15 protein-coding genes are annotated in these 15,931 nt (G+C 69.2%); 2 read left to right on the plus strand and 13 right to left on the minus strand.

What is annotated here, in order from left to right; all coding sequences use genetic code 11:
- Positions 1–189 precede the first annotated feature (189 nt).
- The gene (locus ACK8CO_RS07335; RefSeq protein ID WP_414898689.1) at positions 190–1,434 is read left to right on the plus strand and encodes a glycosyltransferase; all 1,245 of its coding nucleotides are present in this window, start codon (positions 190–192) and stop codon (positions 1,432–1,434) included.
- Here the strand turns inward: ACK8CO_RS07335 and ACK8CO_RS07340 are convergent.
- From ACK8CO_RS07340 to acs, 7 genes are all read right to left on the minus strand, one after another.
- On the minus strand, positions 1,428–3,497 hold the full coding sequence (locus ACK8CO_RS07340; protein ID WP_414898690.1) for an exonuclease domain-containing protein: 2,070 nt from the start codon (positions 3,495–3,497) through the stop codon (positions 1,428–1,430). The two genes, ACK8CO_RS07335 and ACK8CO_RS07340, sit on opposite strands and share 7 nt — an antisense overlap.
- On the minus strand, positions 3,490–3,873 hold the full coding sequence (locus ACK8CO_RS07345) for a response regulator transcription factor (RefSeq protein ID WP_080615103.1): 384 nt from the start codon (positions 3,871–3,873) through the stop codon (positions 3,490–3,492). Before ACK8CO_RS07345 ends, ACK8CO_RS07340 begins: the two co-directional genes overlap by 8 nt.
- A 10-nt stretch (positions 3,874–3,883) precedes the next feature.
- Positions 3,884–4,396, minus strand: coding sequence for a hypothetical protein (locus ACK8CO_RS07350; RefSeq protein ID WP_414898691.1), 513 nt, complete (start codon positions 4,394–4,396; stop codon positions 3,884–3,886).
- Between the two features lie 3 nt (positions 4,397–4,399).
- Complete coding sequence (locus ACK8CO_RS07355; protein WP_414898692.1) at positions 4,400–6,238, minus strand: DUF294 nucleotidyltransferase-like domain-containing protein; 1,839 nt, start codon at positions 6,236–6,238, stop codon at positions 4,400–4,402.
- Positions 6,239–6,359: 121 nt separating this feature from the next.
- Complete coding sequence (locus tag ACK8CO_RS07360; protein ID WP_080615100.1) at positions 6,360–8,177, minus strand: sodium:solute symporter family protein; 1,818 nt, start codon at positions 8,175–8,177, stop codon at positions 6,360–6,362.
- Positions 8,178–8,192: 15 nt separating this feature from the next.
- Positions 8,193–8,444 (minus strand): DUF4212 domain-containing protein, encoded by a 252-nt coding sequence (locus tag ACK8CO_RS07365; protein WP_080615099.1) that lies wholly within the window; start codon positions 8,442–8,444, stop codon positions 8,193–8,195.
- Positions 8,445–8,560: 116 nt separating this feature from the next.
- Positions 8,561–10,498, minus strand: a complete 1,938-nt coding sequence (acs, locus tag ACK8CO_RS07370; RefSeq protein WP_414898996.1) for an acetate--CoA ligase — start codon at positions 10,496–10,498, stop codon at positions 8,561–8,563.
- Between the two features lie 291 nt (positions 10,499–10,789).
- On the opposite strand from acs, the gene htpX reads away from it, so the two are divergent.
- Positions 10,790–11,695 carry a zinc metalloprotease HtpX gene (htpX, locus tag ACK8CO_RS07375; protein ID WP_414898997.1) on the plus strand — a complete coding sequence of 302 codons (906 nt, stop codon included), beginning with the start codon at positions 10,790–10,792 and terminating at the stop codon, positions 11,693–11,695.
- Positions 11,696–11,708: 13 nt separating this feature from the next.
- Here the strand turns inward: htpX and ACK8CO_RS07380 are convergent, their stop codons facing one another.
- Genes ACK8CO_RS07380 through ACK8CO_RS07405 form a run of 6 tightly spaced genes read right to left on the minus strand, consistent with a single transcriptional unit; the run spans position 11,709 to position 15,931 of the window.
- Positions 11,709–12,569 carry an energy transducer TonB gene (locus tag ACK8CO_RS07380; RefSeq protein WP_414898693.1) on the minus strand — a complete coding sequence of 287 codons (861 nt, stop codon included), beginning with the start codon at positions 12,567–12,569 and terminating at the stop codon, positions 11,709–11,711.
- 1 nt (position 12,570) lies between these two features.
- Positions 12,571–12,951, minus strand: a complete 381-nt coding sequence (locus tag ACK8CO_RS07385; protein ID WP_080615097.1) for an ExbD/TolR family protein — start codon at positions 12,949–12,951, stop codon at positions 12,571–12,573.
- A 4-nt stretch (positions 12,952–12,955) separates the two neighbouring features.
- Positions 12,956–13,339: an ExbD/TolR family protein gene (locus ACK8CO_RS07390; protein ID WP_080615096.1), complete on the minus strand. Its 384-nt coding sequence runs from the start codon at positions 13,337–13,339 to the stop codon at positions 12,956–12,958.
- Positions 13,336–14,004, minus strand: coding sequence for a MotA/TolQ/ExbB proton channel family protein (locus tag ACK8CO_RS07395; RefSeq protein ID WP_080615095.1), 669 nt, complete (start codon positions 14,002–14,004; stop codon positions 13,336–13,338). Before ACK8CO_RS07395 ends, ACK8CO_RS07390 begins: the two co-directional genes overlap by 4 nt.
- Before the next feature lie 58 nt (positions 14,005–14,062).
- Positions 14,063–14,851 (minus strand): heme ABC transporter ATP-binding protein, encoded by a 789-nt coding sequence (locus ACK8CO_RS07400; RefSeq protein WP_414898694.1) that lies wholly within the window; start codon positions 14,849–14,851, stop codon positions 14,063–14,065.
- A 3-nt stretch (positions 14,852–14,854) separates the two neighbouring features.
- Complete coding sequence (locus ACK8CO_RS07405) at positions 14,855–15,931, minus strand: FecCD family ABC transporter permease (protein ID WP_080615093.1); 1,077 nt, start codon at positions 15,929–15,931, stop codon at positions 14,855–14,857.

The following is a 15,931-nucleotide window of genomic DNA, read 5'->3' on the forward strand; positions in this document are numbered from 1 at the left end:
AGCACCTTCGCGCCCGGCCGAGCGGCGGGCATAGACAGCGTCCCGGCCCGCATCCGCACCGGCTGCCCGGTGGCCTCGTGGCCGTCCCGCACGGAGCGCACCGACCCTACGGTCCGCAACGCCGGGCCCGAAGATCGGGGCTTCCCTCCGCGCTGGACTTTGCCGCATCGCTGACCGAAGCTCGGGCCGATGCCATCGGTCCTTTTCGCGCATGAGAATTTCCCGGCCCAGTTCGGCGGCATCGCCGGCTATCTGGCCACGCGGGGCTGGAACGTGGTCTTCGCCACCGCCGCCGAGGCCTTTCCCCGCGACCGGCTGGTGCGGCTTGCCGAAACCGGGCTCCGGGTGATGGGCTATGCCCGGCACCGCGACGTCGCCCCGGACACGCATCGCTACCTGCACGGGACCGAACGCGCGGTTCTGAACGGGCAGGGCCTGGCCCGGGCCGCGATCCGCCTGCGCCGGCAGGGCTTTCAGCCCGATCTGGTGGTCGCGCATTCGGGCTGGGGCTCGGGCAGCTTCGCGCGGGTGGTCTGGCCAGAGGCCCGCTTCGTGCCCTATCTCGAATGGTGGTACAATTACCCGCCCGTCGACATGGAGGCCGAAACCGGCGAGGCGGTCGAGGATCGCCATGCCGCCACGCTCTGCCGCAACCTGCCCTTCCTGCTGGACCTGCAGGCGGCCGACGCGATCCTGGTCCCGACCGAATTCCAGCGCGACCAGTTGCCCGACTGGCTCGCGGCACGCGCGACCGTGCTCCATGACGGGGTCGATGTCGAGGCGCTGATCCATCCGCCCGCCGACGAACCGCCCTTCACGCTCGATGGCCTGCCCGAGGCCGCGACTCTGGTCACCTATGCCACGCGGGGCATGGAGCCGATGCGCGGCTTTCCCGGGTTCATGGCCGATCTGGCCCGGCTGCAGGCCGGGGATGAAAAGGTGCATGCGGTCATCGCGGGCGAGGACAAGGTGCATTACGGCAGGCGCCTGCCCGAGGGCGACAGCTGGAAGACCCGCGCCCTGGCCGCGCATGACTTCGACAGGGGGCGGCTTCATTTCACCGGGCTTCTGCCGCCCGGCCGCTACCGGGCGCTCCTGCGCCGCTCGGACGCGCATGTCTACCTGACCCGGCCCTTCGTGCCCTCCTGGTCGCTGCTCGACGCGATGGCCGCCGGCTGCCCGCTGGTGGTGTCGGATACCGCGCCGGTGCGCGAACTGGTGCCGCCCGATGCCGCCCGCTTCGTCGATTTCGAGACTCCGGGCGAGATCGCACGCGGCATCGCCGCCATCCTGGCCGGGCCTGCCGCCGCGCGCGCCATGGGCGGGCGGGCCCGCGACCATGCCGCCAAGCATTACGCCCAGAGCGTGCTGTATCCCAGGCGCGAGGCCTTCTTCCGGGCGGTGATCGAGGGGCGGGGCCTGCCCGGTCAGTAGCTCTGGGCCCGGCGGAGGCGGTGCATCTCGTTGGACCGCGCCATCGCCTCGCCCAGCGTCCGCACCCCCGCAACCTCCAGCATTCCCAGCATCTGGCGGAACACCTCGGCCGTCGCCATCGCATCGCCCAGCGCGGTATGGCGGTTCCGGGCCTCGAGCCGCACCCCGAAACGGGCCGCCAGCGCATCGAGGGTATGATCCTCGGCATGCGGATAGAGCGCCGCCGACAGAAGCACGGTGCACAACACCGGATGGTCGAAGCGAAGCCCCAGCCGGTCCTCCTTCATCTTCAGGAAGGTCATGTCGAAGGCGGCGTTATGGGCGACCAGAACAGCCCCCTCGCAAAAGGCGTGAAACCGCCGCCCCGCCGCGACCACGTCGGGCCCGCCCCGCACCATCGCGTCGTCGATGCCATGAACCGCCGTCGAGGCCGCCGGAATATGCCGCCCCGGATTGACCAGGCTGTCGAAGACCTCGCCGCGCAGGATGCGGCCATTGACGATCCGGACCCCGGCGATCTGCACGATCTCGTCGCCCTGCCGCGGCGCAAGGCCGGTGGTCTCGGTGTCGAAGACGACGAAGCGCAGCTCGGCGAGCGGCCGGTCGGCCAGCGCGCCTGCGGCGGGCGGCGGCAGCGAGAAGTCGTAGAATTCCGGACGCGGATCGGCCGGCGTCAGCAGCGGTGCCGTGGCAGCGGTCAGCGGCAGCAGCAGACGGTGGCCGGTCTCGGTCGGCTCGGCCCAAAGCTCGGTGCCATGGCTCTCGAGCGCGTCGCGGCCGAGATATTCGCCATAGCCCGCCGAGAGCGGCGCCAAGAGCCAGCGGTCAATCTGCCCGTCGCCGACCGGCGGACCGCGCCAGTGCAACTCAAGGCAGACCTCGCGAGCCTCGGGCACAGCGCGCAGGACGAAACCGTCGCGCCGGCCATCGGTGCGCAGCCCCTCGATCACTCGGGCCAGAAGCTCGGAAATCGCGAAGCCGTCGCAGCGGATGAACTGGCGCGCCCCCTCGAAACGCAGATCGCCGGGCAGCCGCGCGGTCAGCGCATCAAAGATGTCGTCCGAGGCGACGGCGGGCATCGGCCAGCGCCGGGTGGTGGCGGTGCCGTAGCGGTCGGCGAGCTGGTTCATCCGGTCGACCAGCATCGCCTGTTCGCCGCGGAGCCGGGCAAAGAAGGCCGCGCGCATCTCGTCAGCCATCTCGGGATCGGCTTCGATGGCATCGGACAGCGCACCGATGGCGGCGGTCGGCCGCCTTATCCCCTCGAGCATGGTGTTGAACAGATGGTCGAGCTCGGCATGCGCCTCGAGGTCCTCGGTCGCATCGTGGAAGATCAGCACATAGCCCGCGCGCTGGCCCGCGACCGCGACCGGGCTGACCCGCGCCATCAGGAAGCGCTCGCCGCTGGCGGTGGCGGCCAGGAACCGTTCCGCCTCGACCTCGCCGCGGGCGGCCCGCGCCCCCATCCGGTCGAGCGCATGGGTCAGCGGCTCGGGCCTTAGAAGGGCGGTCAGCGGCCGGTCGAGCCCCAGATCGCCCAGAAGCCCGAGCGCGGCGCGGTTATACAGCATGACCCGGTGATCGGGCGTGGCCACGACCACCCCTTCGGCCAGATCGCGCAACAGCGCCTCGAACATCGCCTTTTCGCGGTTCAGCGCGGCGGTCCGCTCGGCCACGGCCCGGTCCTGGGCCTCGCGGGTGGCGGCCAGCGCGTCATGGATCGCATTGGCGGCGGGGGCGAGCGCGCCCAGATAGCGCGCGGGCGCCTCGTCGATATCGGCCGCGACATCGACCCGGGCCCGGGTCTGCAGATCGGCGGCCAGCGCCTGGATCGGCCGCACCACATTCGCGTCGAACAAAAGCCCGATCCAGGCCGCAAGCCCCAGCAGCCCGCAGCCCGCCACCATCCCCGCGATCACATAGCCGTCGGCCGGACCGCCCGCGCGGGCATGGCCGAACCAGAGCCCCAGCACCAGCACCGCCATGCCGCCCAGTGCCAGCGCCGCGAAGAACAGCGCGAAACGAAGTCTCAGCCCCAGTCGCTCATTCAGTCGCTCATGCATCCATGTCTTCCCCCAGCAACGCGCGGATCTGGGCCGTCAGATCCGCAGTCGCGAAGGGTTTCCTCAGGAACGCATCCGCACCCAGCGCCAGCCCCTTGCGCCGCTCGACCTCTCCACCGCGCGCCGTCATCATCAGGACCTTAACATGTTTCAGGCCCTCGTTCTGCCGCATGATCTGGCAGACCTCGTAGCCCGAGCGTTCGGGCAGCATCACGTCGAGCACCACCAGATCGGGGCGGTCCTCCTCCATCGCCCTCAGCGCGGCATCGCCATCGGTCACGCGGCGGGTGTCGTAGCCCTGCCGCGAGATCAGGAATTCCAGCGCCAGCGCGATGCCATCCTCGTCCTCGACCAGCAGAACCGACTTCTCGCCCATGCCCCCGCTCCTAATCCTGCGGCACGCAGATCGCCCGCAGCAGCGGATCGTGGGGGCCGAGCGGCTGCCAGTCGGCCACCGAGGGATCGGTCAGCGTGGCATCGCTGACCTCGGCCCGGGCGGGCGCGGCACAGTCGATCAGCACCATGACCGTGCGCGCGGCATGCCAGCGCGCCAGCAGGTAAAGCTCGACCAGCCGGACCTCGGGCGCGTCGGGCCGGGACTGCGCCCCGACCAGATTGGCGGCCATCACCCGCGTGGTGACCGGGGCAAGCAGCGTCCAGGGCTTCCAGGCAATGGACTGATCGATATGGGTGACCTCGACCACGCCCTCGGGCAGGCTGGCCACGGTCCGCGTGCCCCAGGTGTATTCCGACCAGAGCGCATAGGCGAACATCGCCAGCGCCGCCGCCAGCGGCACCGCAAAGCGCGGCAGGCGGCGGCCGGTCAGCCGGTTCACCACCAGCACAAGCCCGCCCGTGCCGATCCCGGCAACGATGATCGCGATCAGTTCGATATACATGGCCTACCCCATCACGCCCCGGCCCTGCCCGGCCGAGGACTGCATTGTCTTGATCACCATGAACGCGTCGCGCAGGTGGTTGCGTTCCAGCTCGGACAGTTGCGCTGGCGGCATGAAATTGTCGGGCCTCTCGCCTGCCCGGATCTGCGCCGCCTGATGCCTCAGCCGGGTCTCGGCGATGAAGTCATAGGCGTCGATCAGATCATGCGCGCCCGCCTTCGAGATCACGCCCGCCTCGCGCGCCGCCTCGAGCCGCTCGCGGGTATTGACCGCCATCAGCTCGCCCCTCAACGCATAGACCCGGCCCAGATCGACCACCGGCACGACGCCCGAGAGTTTCAGATCGACCATGTCCTTGTGCTCGCCCGAGCGGATCAGGGCAAAGCCGCGCAAAAGCCCCAAAGGCGGCGTGTGTTTCAGCGAGTTCGACACCATATGCGCGACGAAGATGGAATTCCTGCGGGCCATGGCCAGGGTCTCGGCCTGCAGATCGCGAAACAGCGCGGTCTCGCCATGGATCGGACGCAGGTCGAACATCACCGAGGCCAGCATCTGCGCCTGATTGTCTGGCTGGGCGATCCAGCCCGCGAAATAGTCGCGCCAGACCCGGCGCGGCTGACGCCAACGCGGGTTGGTCGCCATCATGTCGCCCGGGCAATAGACGAAGCCGCAGGCGTGCAACCCGTCCGAGACGAAGGCCGCCAGCGCCTGGAAATAGGTATCCTGCCCGGGTGCGAGCCCATCGTCGAGGATCAGGCAATTGTCCTGATCGCTCTGCCCGGTCTGCTCGCGCCGGCCCTGGCTGCCGCAGGCCAGCCACAGATAGGGCACCGGCGGCGGGCCCAGTTCGGCCTCGGCCAGGACCAGAAGGCGCCTTGTGATGGCATCGGTGATGTCGGTGATCCGGCGGGTGATGGCGCTGGCCCCTGCCCCGGCGCTGACGAGCTGCGCGAGAAGGCTCGGCACCTGCGCCACGACGCGGGCCATCTCGGCCGCGCTGTCCGCATCGACAATCTCGGCGATCATGTGGCTGGCCGTCGCCGCCTGCTGGCGGAACAGATCGGTGCGCCCGATCAGCCCGACGATGCGCCCGCCCTCGGCCACCGGCAGATGGCTGATATTGTGATCGGCCAGCCGCATCAGCGCATCGAGCCCCAGCGCCTCGGGCGCGATGGTGATGAGATCCGAGGTCATCACCCGGACCACGGGCGTGGCGCCGTCCAGCCCTTCGGCCAGCACCTTGTGGGCCAGGTCGCGCACGGTGACGATGCCCGCGGGCGTCTCGTCCTCCATCAGGATCACCGACGAGATCCCCTTGTCGCGCATCAGCCGCGCCACGTCGCGGACCGTGCCCCCGACCGGGCAGGTCACCGGCCCCTTCGTCATCAGATCCGACACTTTCAGCGCGGTCAGCCCGGCCGCATCGGCACCGCTGCCGGCGGGCCGCGCCGGAGAGGCACGCTGAAACCATGCGGCAAAGGCCGGGACCTCGTCGATGAGATCGTAGAACCGCTCTTTCGGCAGCCGGATCAGCACCGCATCCCCGGCCACCCGCGCGGTCAGCGTCGCCCGCCCCAGCCGCAACAGCCCGCGCTCGCCGATCACATCGCCCGGGCCACGCAGCGCAAGCGGGCCCGAGCCATCGGTCTCGATCTCGACACTGCCGCTTTCGATCACCAGCAGCGCCTCGAGCCGCTCGCCCTCGTAGGACAGGGTCTGCCCGGCCTCGGCCGCGATCCGGGTCAGGCTGGGACCCAGCGCCTCCAGCGTCGCCGCGGGCACCATGTCGAAGGGCGCATAGCGGGTCAGGCTGGCCAGGATATCGGCCTCGGGGTCGGGCATGGCTCTGCTCCTGCACGGGCAGCGGGGTCGTTCAAACTACCTAAAAGGAATCCCTCGCCGTCAATACACGGCTCGGCGGGAAAGGCGGACGGGGGCGGAAACCCGCCCCTGTCCTTTGCCGTCAGTGATCGGTCGCAGCACCGGCCCCGCGCGGCACGCGGATGCTTTCGACCAGCTCCACCACCTCGCGCGGCGGCGTCCGGGTCACGGCCGAGACCCCGAAGGCGACCGCGAAGTTCAGCGCCGCGCCAACCGCGCCAATCGAGAGCGGCGAGATGCCGAACAGGTAGTTCTCGGGGACATCCGCGAAGGTGGCGGTCCCGGGGATGAAGAACCAGCCCTTGTAGAGGAAGATGTAGATGGCGGTGAAGACCAGCCCGACAAGCATCCCCGCGATGGCGCCTTCCTTGTTCACGCGCTTGGAGAAGATCCCCATCATCAGCACCGGGAAGATCGTCGCCGCGGCCAGACCGAAGGCCAGCGCCACCACCTGCGCGGCAAAGCCGGGCGGGTTGAGGCCAAGCCAGGTGGCGATCAGGATCGCGCCGGTCATCGAGATCCGGGCGGCCAGCAATTCGCCCTTCTCCGAGATCTTCGGATTGATCGCCCCCTTGATAAGGTCATGCGAGATCGCCGAGGAAATCGCGAGGAGCAGCCCTGCCGCGGTCGACAGCGCCGCCGCCACCGCGCCCGCGGCCACCAGCGCGATCACCCAAGAGGGCAGCGCAGCGATCTCGGGATTGGCCAGCACCATGATGTCGTTGTCGATCCTGATGACCTCGTTGCCCTGCCAGCCGCGCTCGGCCGCCAGTGCCTGCATCTCGGGGTTCTTGTCGTTGTAATACTGGATCCGACCGTCGCCGTTCAGGTCTTCCATATGCAGCAGACCGGTCTGTTCCCAGGTCTTCACCCAGTTCAGCCTGGGATCGGTCTGGATCGCCTCGAGGCTGACCGCATCACCGTCCAGCGCATTGCCGGTGACCGCATTGGGCCACATCGTGGTGGTCAGGTTCAGCCGCGCCATCGAGCCCACGGCCGGGGCCACGGTGTAAAGCAGCGCGATGAAGACCAGCGCCCAGCCCGCCGAGGTGCGCGCATCGGCCACTTTCGGCACGGTGAAGAAGCGGATGATGACATGCGGCAGGCCCGCGGTGCCGATCATCAGCGACATGGTGAAGAGGAACATGTTCAGCATGTTCGGGGTGTCGGCGGTATAGGCGGTGAAGCCGAGCTCGGTGACCACCTCGTCGAGCTTGGCAAGCAGGGCCTGCTCGCCCCCGCCCGGCGCGTAAGAGCCGATCAGCCCGAGCTGGGGCAGGAAGGACCCGGTCAGCGCCAGCGAGATGAAGATCGCCGGAATGGTATAGGCAATGATCAGCACCACATATTGCGCCACCTGGGTATAGGTGATGCCCTTCATGCCGCCGAACACCGCATAGGCGAAGACGATGGCCGCGCCGATGTAAAGCCCGGTATCGGTGGAGACCTCGAGGAAGCGCCCGAAGGTCACGCCGACGCCGCGCATCTGTCCGATGACATAGGTGATCGAGATCACGATCAGGCAGACCACGGCCAGCAGCCGCGCGCCGCCGGAATAGAAGCGGTCGCCGATGAATTCCGGCACGGTGAACTTGCCGAACTTGCGCAGATAGGGCGCCAGCAGCAGCGCCAGCAGCACATAGCCGCCGGTCCAGCCCATCAGGAAGGCCGACTGGGTATAGCCGCCACCGGGCGCCAGCGCGATGATCCCGGCCATCGAGATGAACGAGGCCGCCGACATCCAGTCGGCCCCGGTCGCCATCCCGTTCAGGACCGGGTGAACGCCCCGTCCCGCAGCATAGAATTCCGCGGTCGAGCCCGCCCGCGCCCAGATCGCGATGCCGATATAGATGGCGAAGGTGAGGCCGACGAAAATGAGGTTGAGGGTAAACTGATCCATCTGGTCCGGGCTCCCTTACTCATCCACGCCGTATTTGCGATCCAGCCCGTTCATCAGCCAGGCATAGACGAAGATCAGCACCAGAAAGACGTAGATCGAGCCTTGCTGGGCGAACCAGAAGCCCAGATCGGCGCCGCCGATCATGATACCTTCCAGCGCCGGCCGGAGCACGATGCCCAGACCGAAGGATGAGACCGCCCAGATCACCAGGCAGACGAGAATGATGCGCACATTGGCGCGCCAATAGGCAGAGTCCTGTCCGGACATTGGGTTCCTCCCTTAATGTCGGTTTGAAAGGTCCGGCAGCCCACCTCCCGATGCGGGCGGCCGGAAACGTGATGCTTGGTGGGGCGCGGCGTGACGCGCGCGCCCCTGACCGCGGGTCAGCCCCGGTTCATCCTGTTATCGATGAGCTCCTCGACGACGGAAGGGTCGGCGAGGGTCGAGATGTCGCCGAGGGAGCCGAAATCGTTCTCGGCGATCTTCCTGAGGATGCGGCGCATGATCTTGCCCGAGCGGGTCTTGGGAAGGCCCGGGGCCCATTGGATGATGTCGGGCTTGGCGATCGGGCCGATCTCGGTGCGGACCCATTTCTCGAGCTCCTTGCGGAGCGCGTCGGTCGCCTCGATCCCGTTCATCAGCGTCACATAGGCGTAGATGCCCTGGCCCTTCAGCTCATGCGGATAGCCCACCACCGCGGCCTCGGCCACCGCCTGATGCGCCACCAGCGCCGATTCCACCTCGGCCGTGCCCATCCGGTGGCCCGAGACGTTGATCACGTCATCGACCCGGCCGGTGACCCAGTAATAGCCGTCGGCATCGCGCCTGCAGCCGTCGCCCGAGAAGTAATAGCCCTTGTAATGGCTGAAATAGGTCTCCTGAAAGCGGTCGTGATCGCCCCAGATCGTGCGCATCTGCCCGGGCCAGCTGTCCTTGAGGCAGAGCACGCCCTCGGCCTCGGTGCTGTCGATCTCGCGGCCCGATTCCGGTTCCAGCACCACCGGCTGCACCCCGAAGAAGGGCCGGGTCGCCGAGCCAGGCTTGGTCGGGGTGGCGCCGGGCAGCGGCGTCAGCAGATGGCCGCCGGTCTCGGTCTGCCACCAGGTGTCGACGATCGGGCAGCGGCCCTGGCCGATATGGGTGTTGTACCATTCCCAGGCCTCGGGGTTGATCGGCTCGCCGACCGAGCCCAGCACCTTGAGGCTCGAGAGATCGTATTTCTCGACCCACTCGGTGCCCTGGCCCATCAGCGCCCGGATCACGGTGGGGGCGGTGTAGAACTGGTTGACCTTCAGGTCCTGGCAGATCTGCCAGAACCGGCCCGCATCGGGATAGGTCGGCACGCCCTCGAACATGACGGTGGTCGCGCCATTGGCGAGCGGGCCATAGACGATGTAGCTGTGGCCGGTGACCCAGCCGACATCGGCGGTGCACCAGAACACGTCGCCCTCGTGATAGTCGAAGGTGTATTCATGGGTCATCGCGGCATAGGCGAGATAGCCGCCCGAGGAATGCACCACGCCCTTGGGCTTGCCGGTCGAGCCCGAGGTGTAGAGGATGAAGAGCGGATGCTCCGCGGCCAGCTCGCGCGGCGGGCAGTCGGGGCTGGCATGCTCCATCAACTCGAGAACGTCCACATCCCGCCCCGGAATCCAGGTGGTCTGGTCGCCGGTATGCTTGACGACCATGCAGCGCACCTTGTCCGAGCAGTGCAGAAGGGCCGCATCGGTATTCGACTTCAGCGCGGTCTTGCGCCCGCCCCGGGGGGCGGTATCTGCGGTGATGACGACCTTGGCGCCGCAATCGTTGATCCGGTTCGCGAGACCATCGGCCGAGAAGCCCGCGAAAACCACCGAATGGATCGCCCCGATCCGGGCGCAGGCCAGCATCGCATAGGCCGCTTCGGGGATCATCGGCATATAGATGACCACGCGGTCGCCCCGCATCACGCCCTGGCTCAGCAGGACATTGGCCATCCGGTTCACCTTCTCGTGCAGCTCGCGATAGGTGATGTGCCGGACCGGCGCGTCGGGCTCGTCGGGCACGAAGATGATCGCATCCTGATCGCCCCGGGTCTTCAGATGGCGGTCGATGCAGTTCGAGGCCACGTTCAGCGTCCCGTCCCGGAACCAGTGGATCTCGACCTCGCCCATCCGGAAGTTCGTGTTCTTCACCTCCGTATAGGGCTTGATCCAGTCCAGACGCTTCCCGTGCCCGCCCCAGAACCCCTCGGGATTCTCGACGGAGTCACGGTACATCGCCTCGTATTTCGCCGAATCGATATGCGCCCCGGAGACAAAATCCGGATCCGGCGCATGCATCGCCGCCGCAGCCTCGCCGGGTTTCGTCATCTCGGTCATACTCTGTCCTCCTCACGGTCAAGCCCCTGGCGGGGAATGGCCACCCGCCTCCTCATCCTGTGCTTGTTTACCAAATCCTGTAAAAAATGAACGCCCCATCGCTGAAACCCGGAAAGAATTGTGAAATGAGTGACGCGGGAAAAGAAAATCTTGTCAACTTTTTGACAAGCCCCGCACCGGCCCCGGCGCTTGCAGCGGCGCAGGCGCTTCCTATATCGGCGACAGATCACCACGACATATGGCATGACCAAGATGGGATATTTCCGGACGGCACTTCTGATGGCGGCTCTGACCGCCGTCTTCATGGGCCTCGGCGCGATGCTCGCGGGCAGCACGGGTGCGATGATCGCCCTTGCTGTCGCGGCCGCGATGAACCTTCTGACCTGGTGGAACTCGGACGCCATGGTCTTGAGGATGAACAACGCCCGGCCCGCGACCGGAGCGGACGGGGCCGAGCTTCAGCAGATCGTGACCGGGCTTGCGCGCGGGGCGGGCATGCCGGTGCCCAAGGTCTATCTGATCGACAGCGACCAGCCGAACGCCTTCGCCACCGGGCGCAGCCCCGAGAATGCGGCGGTGGCCGCCACCACGGGCCTGCTGGCCCGGCTGTCGCGCGAGGAGGTCGCGGGCGTGATGGCCCATGAGCTGGCCCATATCCGGAACCGTGACACGCTGATCATGACCGTCACCGCCACCTTCGCGGGGGCGATCTCGATGCTGGCGAATTTCGCCTTCTTCTTCGGCGGACGGCGCGAGGGCGGCGGCGGCATCATCGCCACCATCGCCATGGCCCTGCTGGCGCCGATGGCCGCAGCGCTGATCCAGATGGCGATCAGCCGCAGCCGCGAATACGAGGCCGACCGGATCGGGGCCGAGATCTGCTGCCGGCCGCTCTGGCTGGCCTCGGCGCTGACCAAGATCGAGGCCCTGGCCGCGCGGATCGACAATGTCGCGGCCGAGCGCAACCCGGCTACGGCGCATATGTTCATCATCAACCCGCTGCATGGCGGAGGCCGCGACAAGCTGTTCTCGACCCATCCGAATACCGCGAACCGGGTCGCGGCGCTGCAACGGATGGCCGGGCACGCCGCACCCGCCATGAGCCCCCCGACCGCGCCCCGCCCGATCCGTCGCGCGCCGCGCGGGCCCTGGGGCTGAGCATAGCCCCCGCTCAGCGCGAGCGGACCTCGAGGCTGAAGCTGCGGGCGGCGTCGCCAAGCCCGGCCGGCGCGGCCGGGAAACGGCCGGCCTGACGCACCGCCGCCAGCGCCAGCCCGTCAAGCCGGGCATTGCCGGAAGAACGCACCACCCGCACCGAAACCAGCGCGCCCCGGGCCGAGACCGTCAGTTCGACCAGCGCCTTGCCCCGTCCCGCGCCCTCGGGCACCCGGCGCTGGATGCGAGCCCGGATCGCGGCCCCCCATTCTGCCATCAGCGTGGCGACGCGGCCCGGATCGCGGGTGGCGACGGTGGCCTCGCCGGCCCTCCCCCGCGCCGCGCCCCCGGCCCCGGCCGCCTTTTGCGCCTGCTGCGCCTCGGAGCTTTGCGACGCCGCGGCGCGGACCGCCTGCTGCGTCGCGGGCTGGGGCTTCGGCGCGGGTTTCGCATCGGGACGCTCGGCCGGGCGGGGCGTATCGGCCCGGGCCTGATGCACCTCGGGTTTCGGATCGGGGTCGGGTTGGTGTTCGGGCGGCGGCGGCTCGGGCGCGGTCAGGGCGGCGAGGCGCGGCAGATCGGGACGGCGCGGCGCCGGGGCCGTCAACTCTGGCACAAGCTCTGGGGGCAGAAGCTCGGGCGGGGCTTCGGGCGGCGGCGGCGCCTCGGGCGCGGGCAGGGCTTGGGGCGGCGCGGGCGGGCTGTCCCATTCCGAAACCTGGCGGGCAATGGCGGCCGTCGCCGCGGCCAGCGTGGCGAGATCCTCGCCGCCGCTGCCCGCGGCGCTGATCCCGGGCGCCTCATCCCCGGGCCAGAGCGCCAGATGCAGCACGAGCGCCAGACCGCCGAAGGCCAGAACTTCGAGCCCACCCCGCATGTCAGCGTGCGGCCGCGACCAGCTCGACAGGGGACACCCCTTCGGCGGCAAGCCGGGCCAGCACCCGCGCGACGACCGCGCCCTCGGCGGCACGATCCGCCCGGACGGCCAACGGCCCCTCGCGCGGCACCTCGGCCAGGGCGGCATAGACGGCCTCGTCCCGCGCATCGCCATAGGCAAGCATGCCGTCAGCGGCGACCAGAAGCGCCGCGTCCGCCTCGGGCGGGCGGTCGGAGACGGCCTCGGGCGGCTCTATCTCGATCGGCTCTGGCGGCGCGAGCCGCGCGCCGATCAGAAAGAAGATCAGCAGCAGAAACACCACGTTGATCATCGGAACGACGCTTTCCCGGGCCGGGCGCGGGGCGGGCATGGCCAGACGCATGAGCTTACTCCACCAGGATCGGCTGGCTGTAGCCGGCGGCCGACAGGGTCTCGATCACCTCGATCACCCGCTGCAGCTCGGCGCCGTCGCGCGGACGCAACACAACCGGATCGGAAGGCCCGGAGACCAGCGGTGCCAGCGCCCCGGCCAGGGCATCAAGCGGCGTCTCGACCCCGTTCAGCGCCAGCGTCTCGGGGCCGATGTCGATCAGCCGGGGCGGGCCGGACCACTCGGCACTGCCGCCCGCGCCGCCCGCGACCGGCAGTGCCACCTCGGCGCCCATCCGCGCGGCCAGCATGAAGAAGACCAGAAGCAGGAACACGACATCGACCATCGGCGTCAGGCTGGGTCGCCGCCGGGCCGCGGCGGGTTGCAGCCCGAGGCTCATTCCGCAGCCGCCCGGAGCGCTGTCCGGCCCGGCCCGCCCCGGGTCAGGACGCGGGTCGCGGCATCCTCGATATCGACCCGCGCAGATTCTGCGACACTTTCGAACCAGGACAGCGCAACCGAAGCCGGGATCGCCACAGCCATGCCCGCCGCGGTGGTCAGAAGCGCCTCCCAGATGCCGCCTGCCAGCGCCGAAGGATCGGCCCGCGCCCCGGTTTCCTGCAGGGTCTTGAAGGCCGCGATCATGCCCAGCACGGTGCCGAGAAGACCGATCAGCGGGGCGATGGTCGCGATCAGATCCAGCGCGCGCAGCCCGGAGCGCGCCCGGGTCAGCGCGCCCGTGGCGACGCGGGCGACCTCTTCGCGGGCGGTGGTTGCATCAAGCTCGGGGTCGAGCCGGGCCTCGATCGCGGCCCTTACAGCGACGCCGCGCAGGCCCGAACGTCCGTCCAGCGCGGTGCGCGCGCGCCAGATATCGCCTTCGAGCCAGCCCGCGACAGCGCGTTCCGCCGCCGCCCGCGACCAGGCACCGGCCCAGGCAAGGCGCCAGAGCTTCCACAGGATCAGCGCCACCGTCAGCACCGAAAGCGCGGCGATGGCCCAGATCGCCGGGCCGCCCCTGTCAAGAAACTCGGCGATGGCGGCGGTCTTGTGGGTCAGGTCCATGGCAGGGTCTCCGTCATTTCAGGCCTCCATTTCAGGCCTCGTTCGGGCCGTTCGGGCATCATTCGGCAGCAATGGGACCGCTGGCCTGAGGCAGAAGGTAAGGTCCGGCGGCAGGCAGCGCGTTCACGCGCAGCGGGCACAGATAGGCCCGGCTGAGAAGATCGTCGCACAGCACCTCGGCAGGCGCGCCCTGCGCCATCAGCCCGCCGCCCGCCATCAGCGCCACGCTGTCGGCGAACATCGCGGTGAGGTTCAGATCATGCATGACGGTGACGATGCCGCCGCCCCGGTCGGCGAAGTCGCGGACGATCCTCATCACCTGAAGCTGGTGACCGATATCGAGGGCCGAGACCGGCTCGTCGAGAAACAGCCAGCGCGGCTGGCCATGGGCGGTCGGATGCCAGACCTGCGCCAGCACCCGGGCCAGCTGCACCCGCTGCTGCTCGCCGCCCGACAGTTCCTGATAGGAGCGCGGCTCGAAGCCCGCCAGACCGACCCGCGCCAGCGCCTTGGACACCAGATCGGGCTCGGCCGCCTCGATGCCGCCCATCAGGCCCAGCCGGACCACCTCGGCGGCGGTGAAGGGAAAGGCCATCGGCGTGGCCTGTGGCAACACCCCCCGAAGGGCTGCGAGCACCCAGGGCCTTAGGGAGGCGGGATCGTGGTGGTTCAGCCGGATCCGCCCGTCATGGGAGAGTTCACCGGTGAGTGCTCGCAGAAGGGTCGTCTTGCCCGAACCGTTCGGGCCGACGATGGCGGTGATCTGTCCGGGCCGCGCGCGGAAATCGACCCTGCTCAGGATCTCGCGGCGGCCCAGACGGACGGTGATATCGGTGGCCTCGAGCATCGCTCAGATCTCCAGCAGGCCGCGGCGACGCAGCAGGATCCACAGGAAGACCGGCCCGCCGAGAATGGCGGTGACGATGCCGATGGGCAGTTCGGCCGGCGCGATCAGGCTGCGGGCGATCATGTCCGCACCGATCAGCAAGGCCGCGCCCAGAAGGGCGGCATTGACCAGCAGCGGGCGGTGATCGGGCCCGGTCGCGAGGCGCAGCAGATGCGGCACGACGATGCCGACGAAGCCGATGCCACCGCTGACCGCGACCGCGGCCCCGGTGGCGCCCGCCACGGTCAGAACCGCCACTGTCTTGAGCCGCTGCACCGGGATGCCGACATGCGCGGCGGCGGCCTCGCCCAGCGCCAGCCCGTTCAGCCCCCGCCCCAGCATCGGCGCGGCGACAAGCGCCAGGATCATCAGCGGCGCGGCTGCGGCAAGCTTGGTCCAGGTGGCCCCGGCAAGCGAGCCGAGCTGCCAGAAGGTCAGGTCGCGCAGCTGCGCGTCATCGGCCATGTAGACCAGAATGCCCGAAAGCGCCCCGGCCAGCGCCCCGAGCGCGATGCCGCCCAGAAGCATGGTCGCGATCGACGTCCGACCGCGCCGTGTGGCGATCCCGTAAAGCAGAAGCGTCATCGCCCAGGCCCCTGCGAAAGCAGCCAGCGGCACCAGGTAATAGCCCAAAGCGCCCGCGATGGCCGCCGGCAGCAGCCCGCCCAGAACGATAGCCGAGATCGCGCCCAGTCCGGCGCCTGCGCTGATGCCGACCAGTGCCGGATCGGCCAGCGGGTTGCGGAACAGGCCCTGCATCACCGCGCCCGAAACCGCCAGCGCCGCGCCGACCAGGGCGCCCATGGCAAGCCGCGGCAGGCGGATCTCGAACAGAACGACCCGGTCGGCCAGCGCGATCTCGCGCCCCGCCGCCATGTCGGCCAGAACCGTCCAGGGCATGGTGCCCGCGGCGCCGACGGCAAGGCTTGCCGCAGAGATCGCCACCAGCGCCAGTGCCAGCAACACCGTCAGCCGCCAGGCACGGGGGGCGCGGTCCCAGTGCGGGGCGGGGCCGGAGTGTTCGGGCGAAACTGCGACCAC

The organism is Rhodovulum sp. HP10 (genome assembly GCF_047553435.1).
GTDB lineage: Bacteria > Pseudomonadota > Alphaproteobacteria > Rhodobacterales > Rhodobacteraceae > Rhodovulum.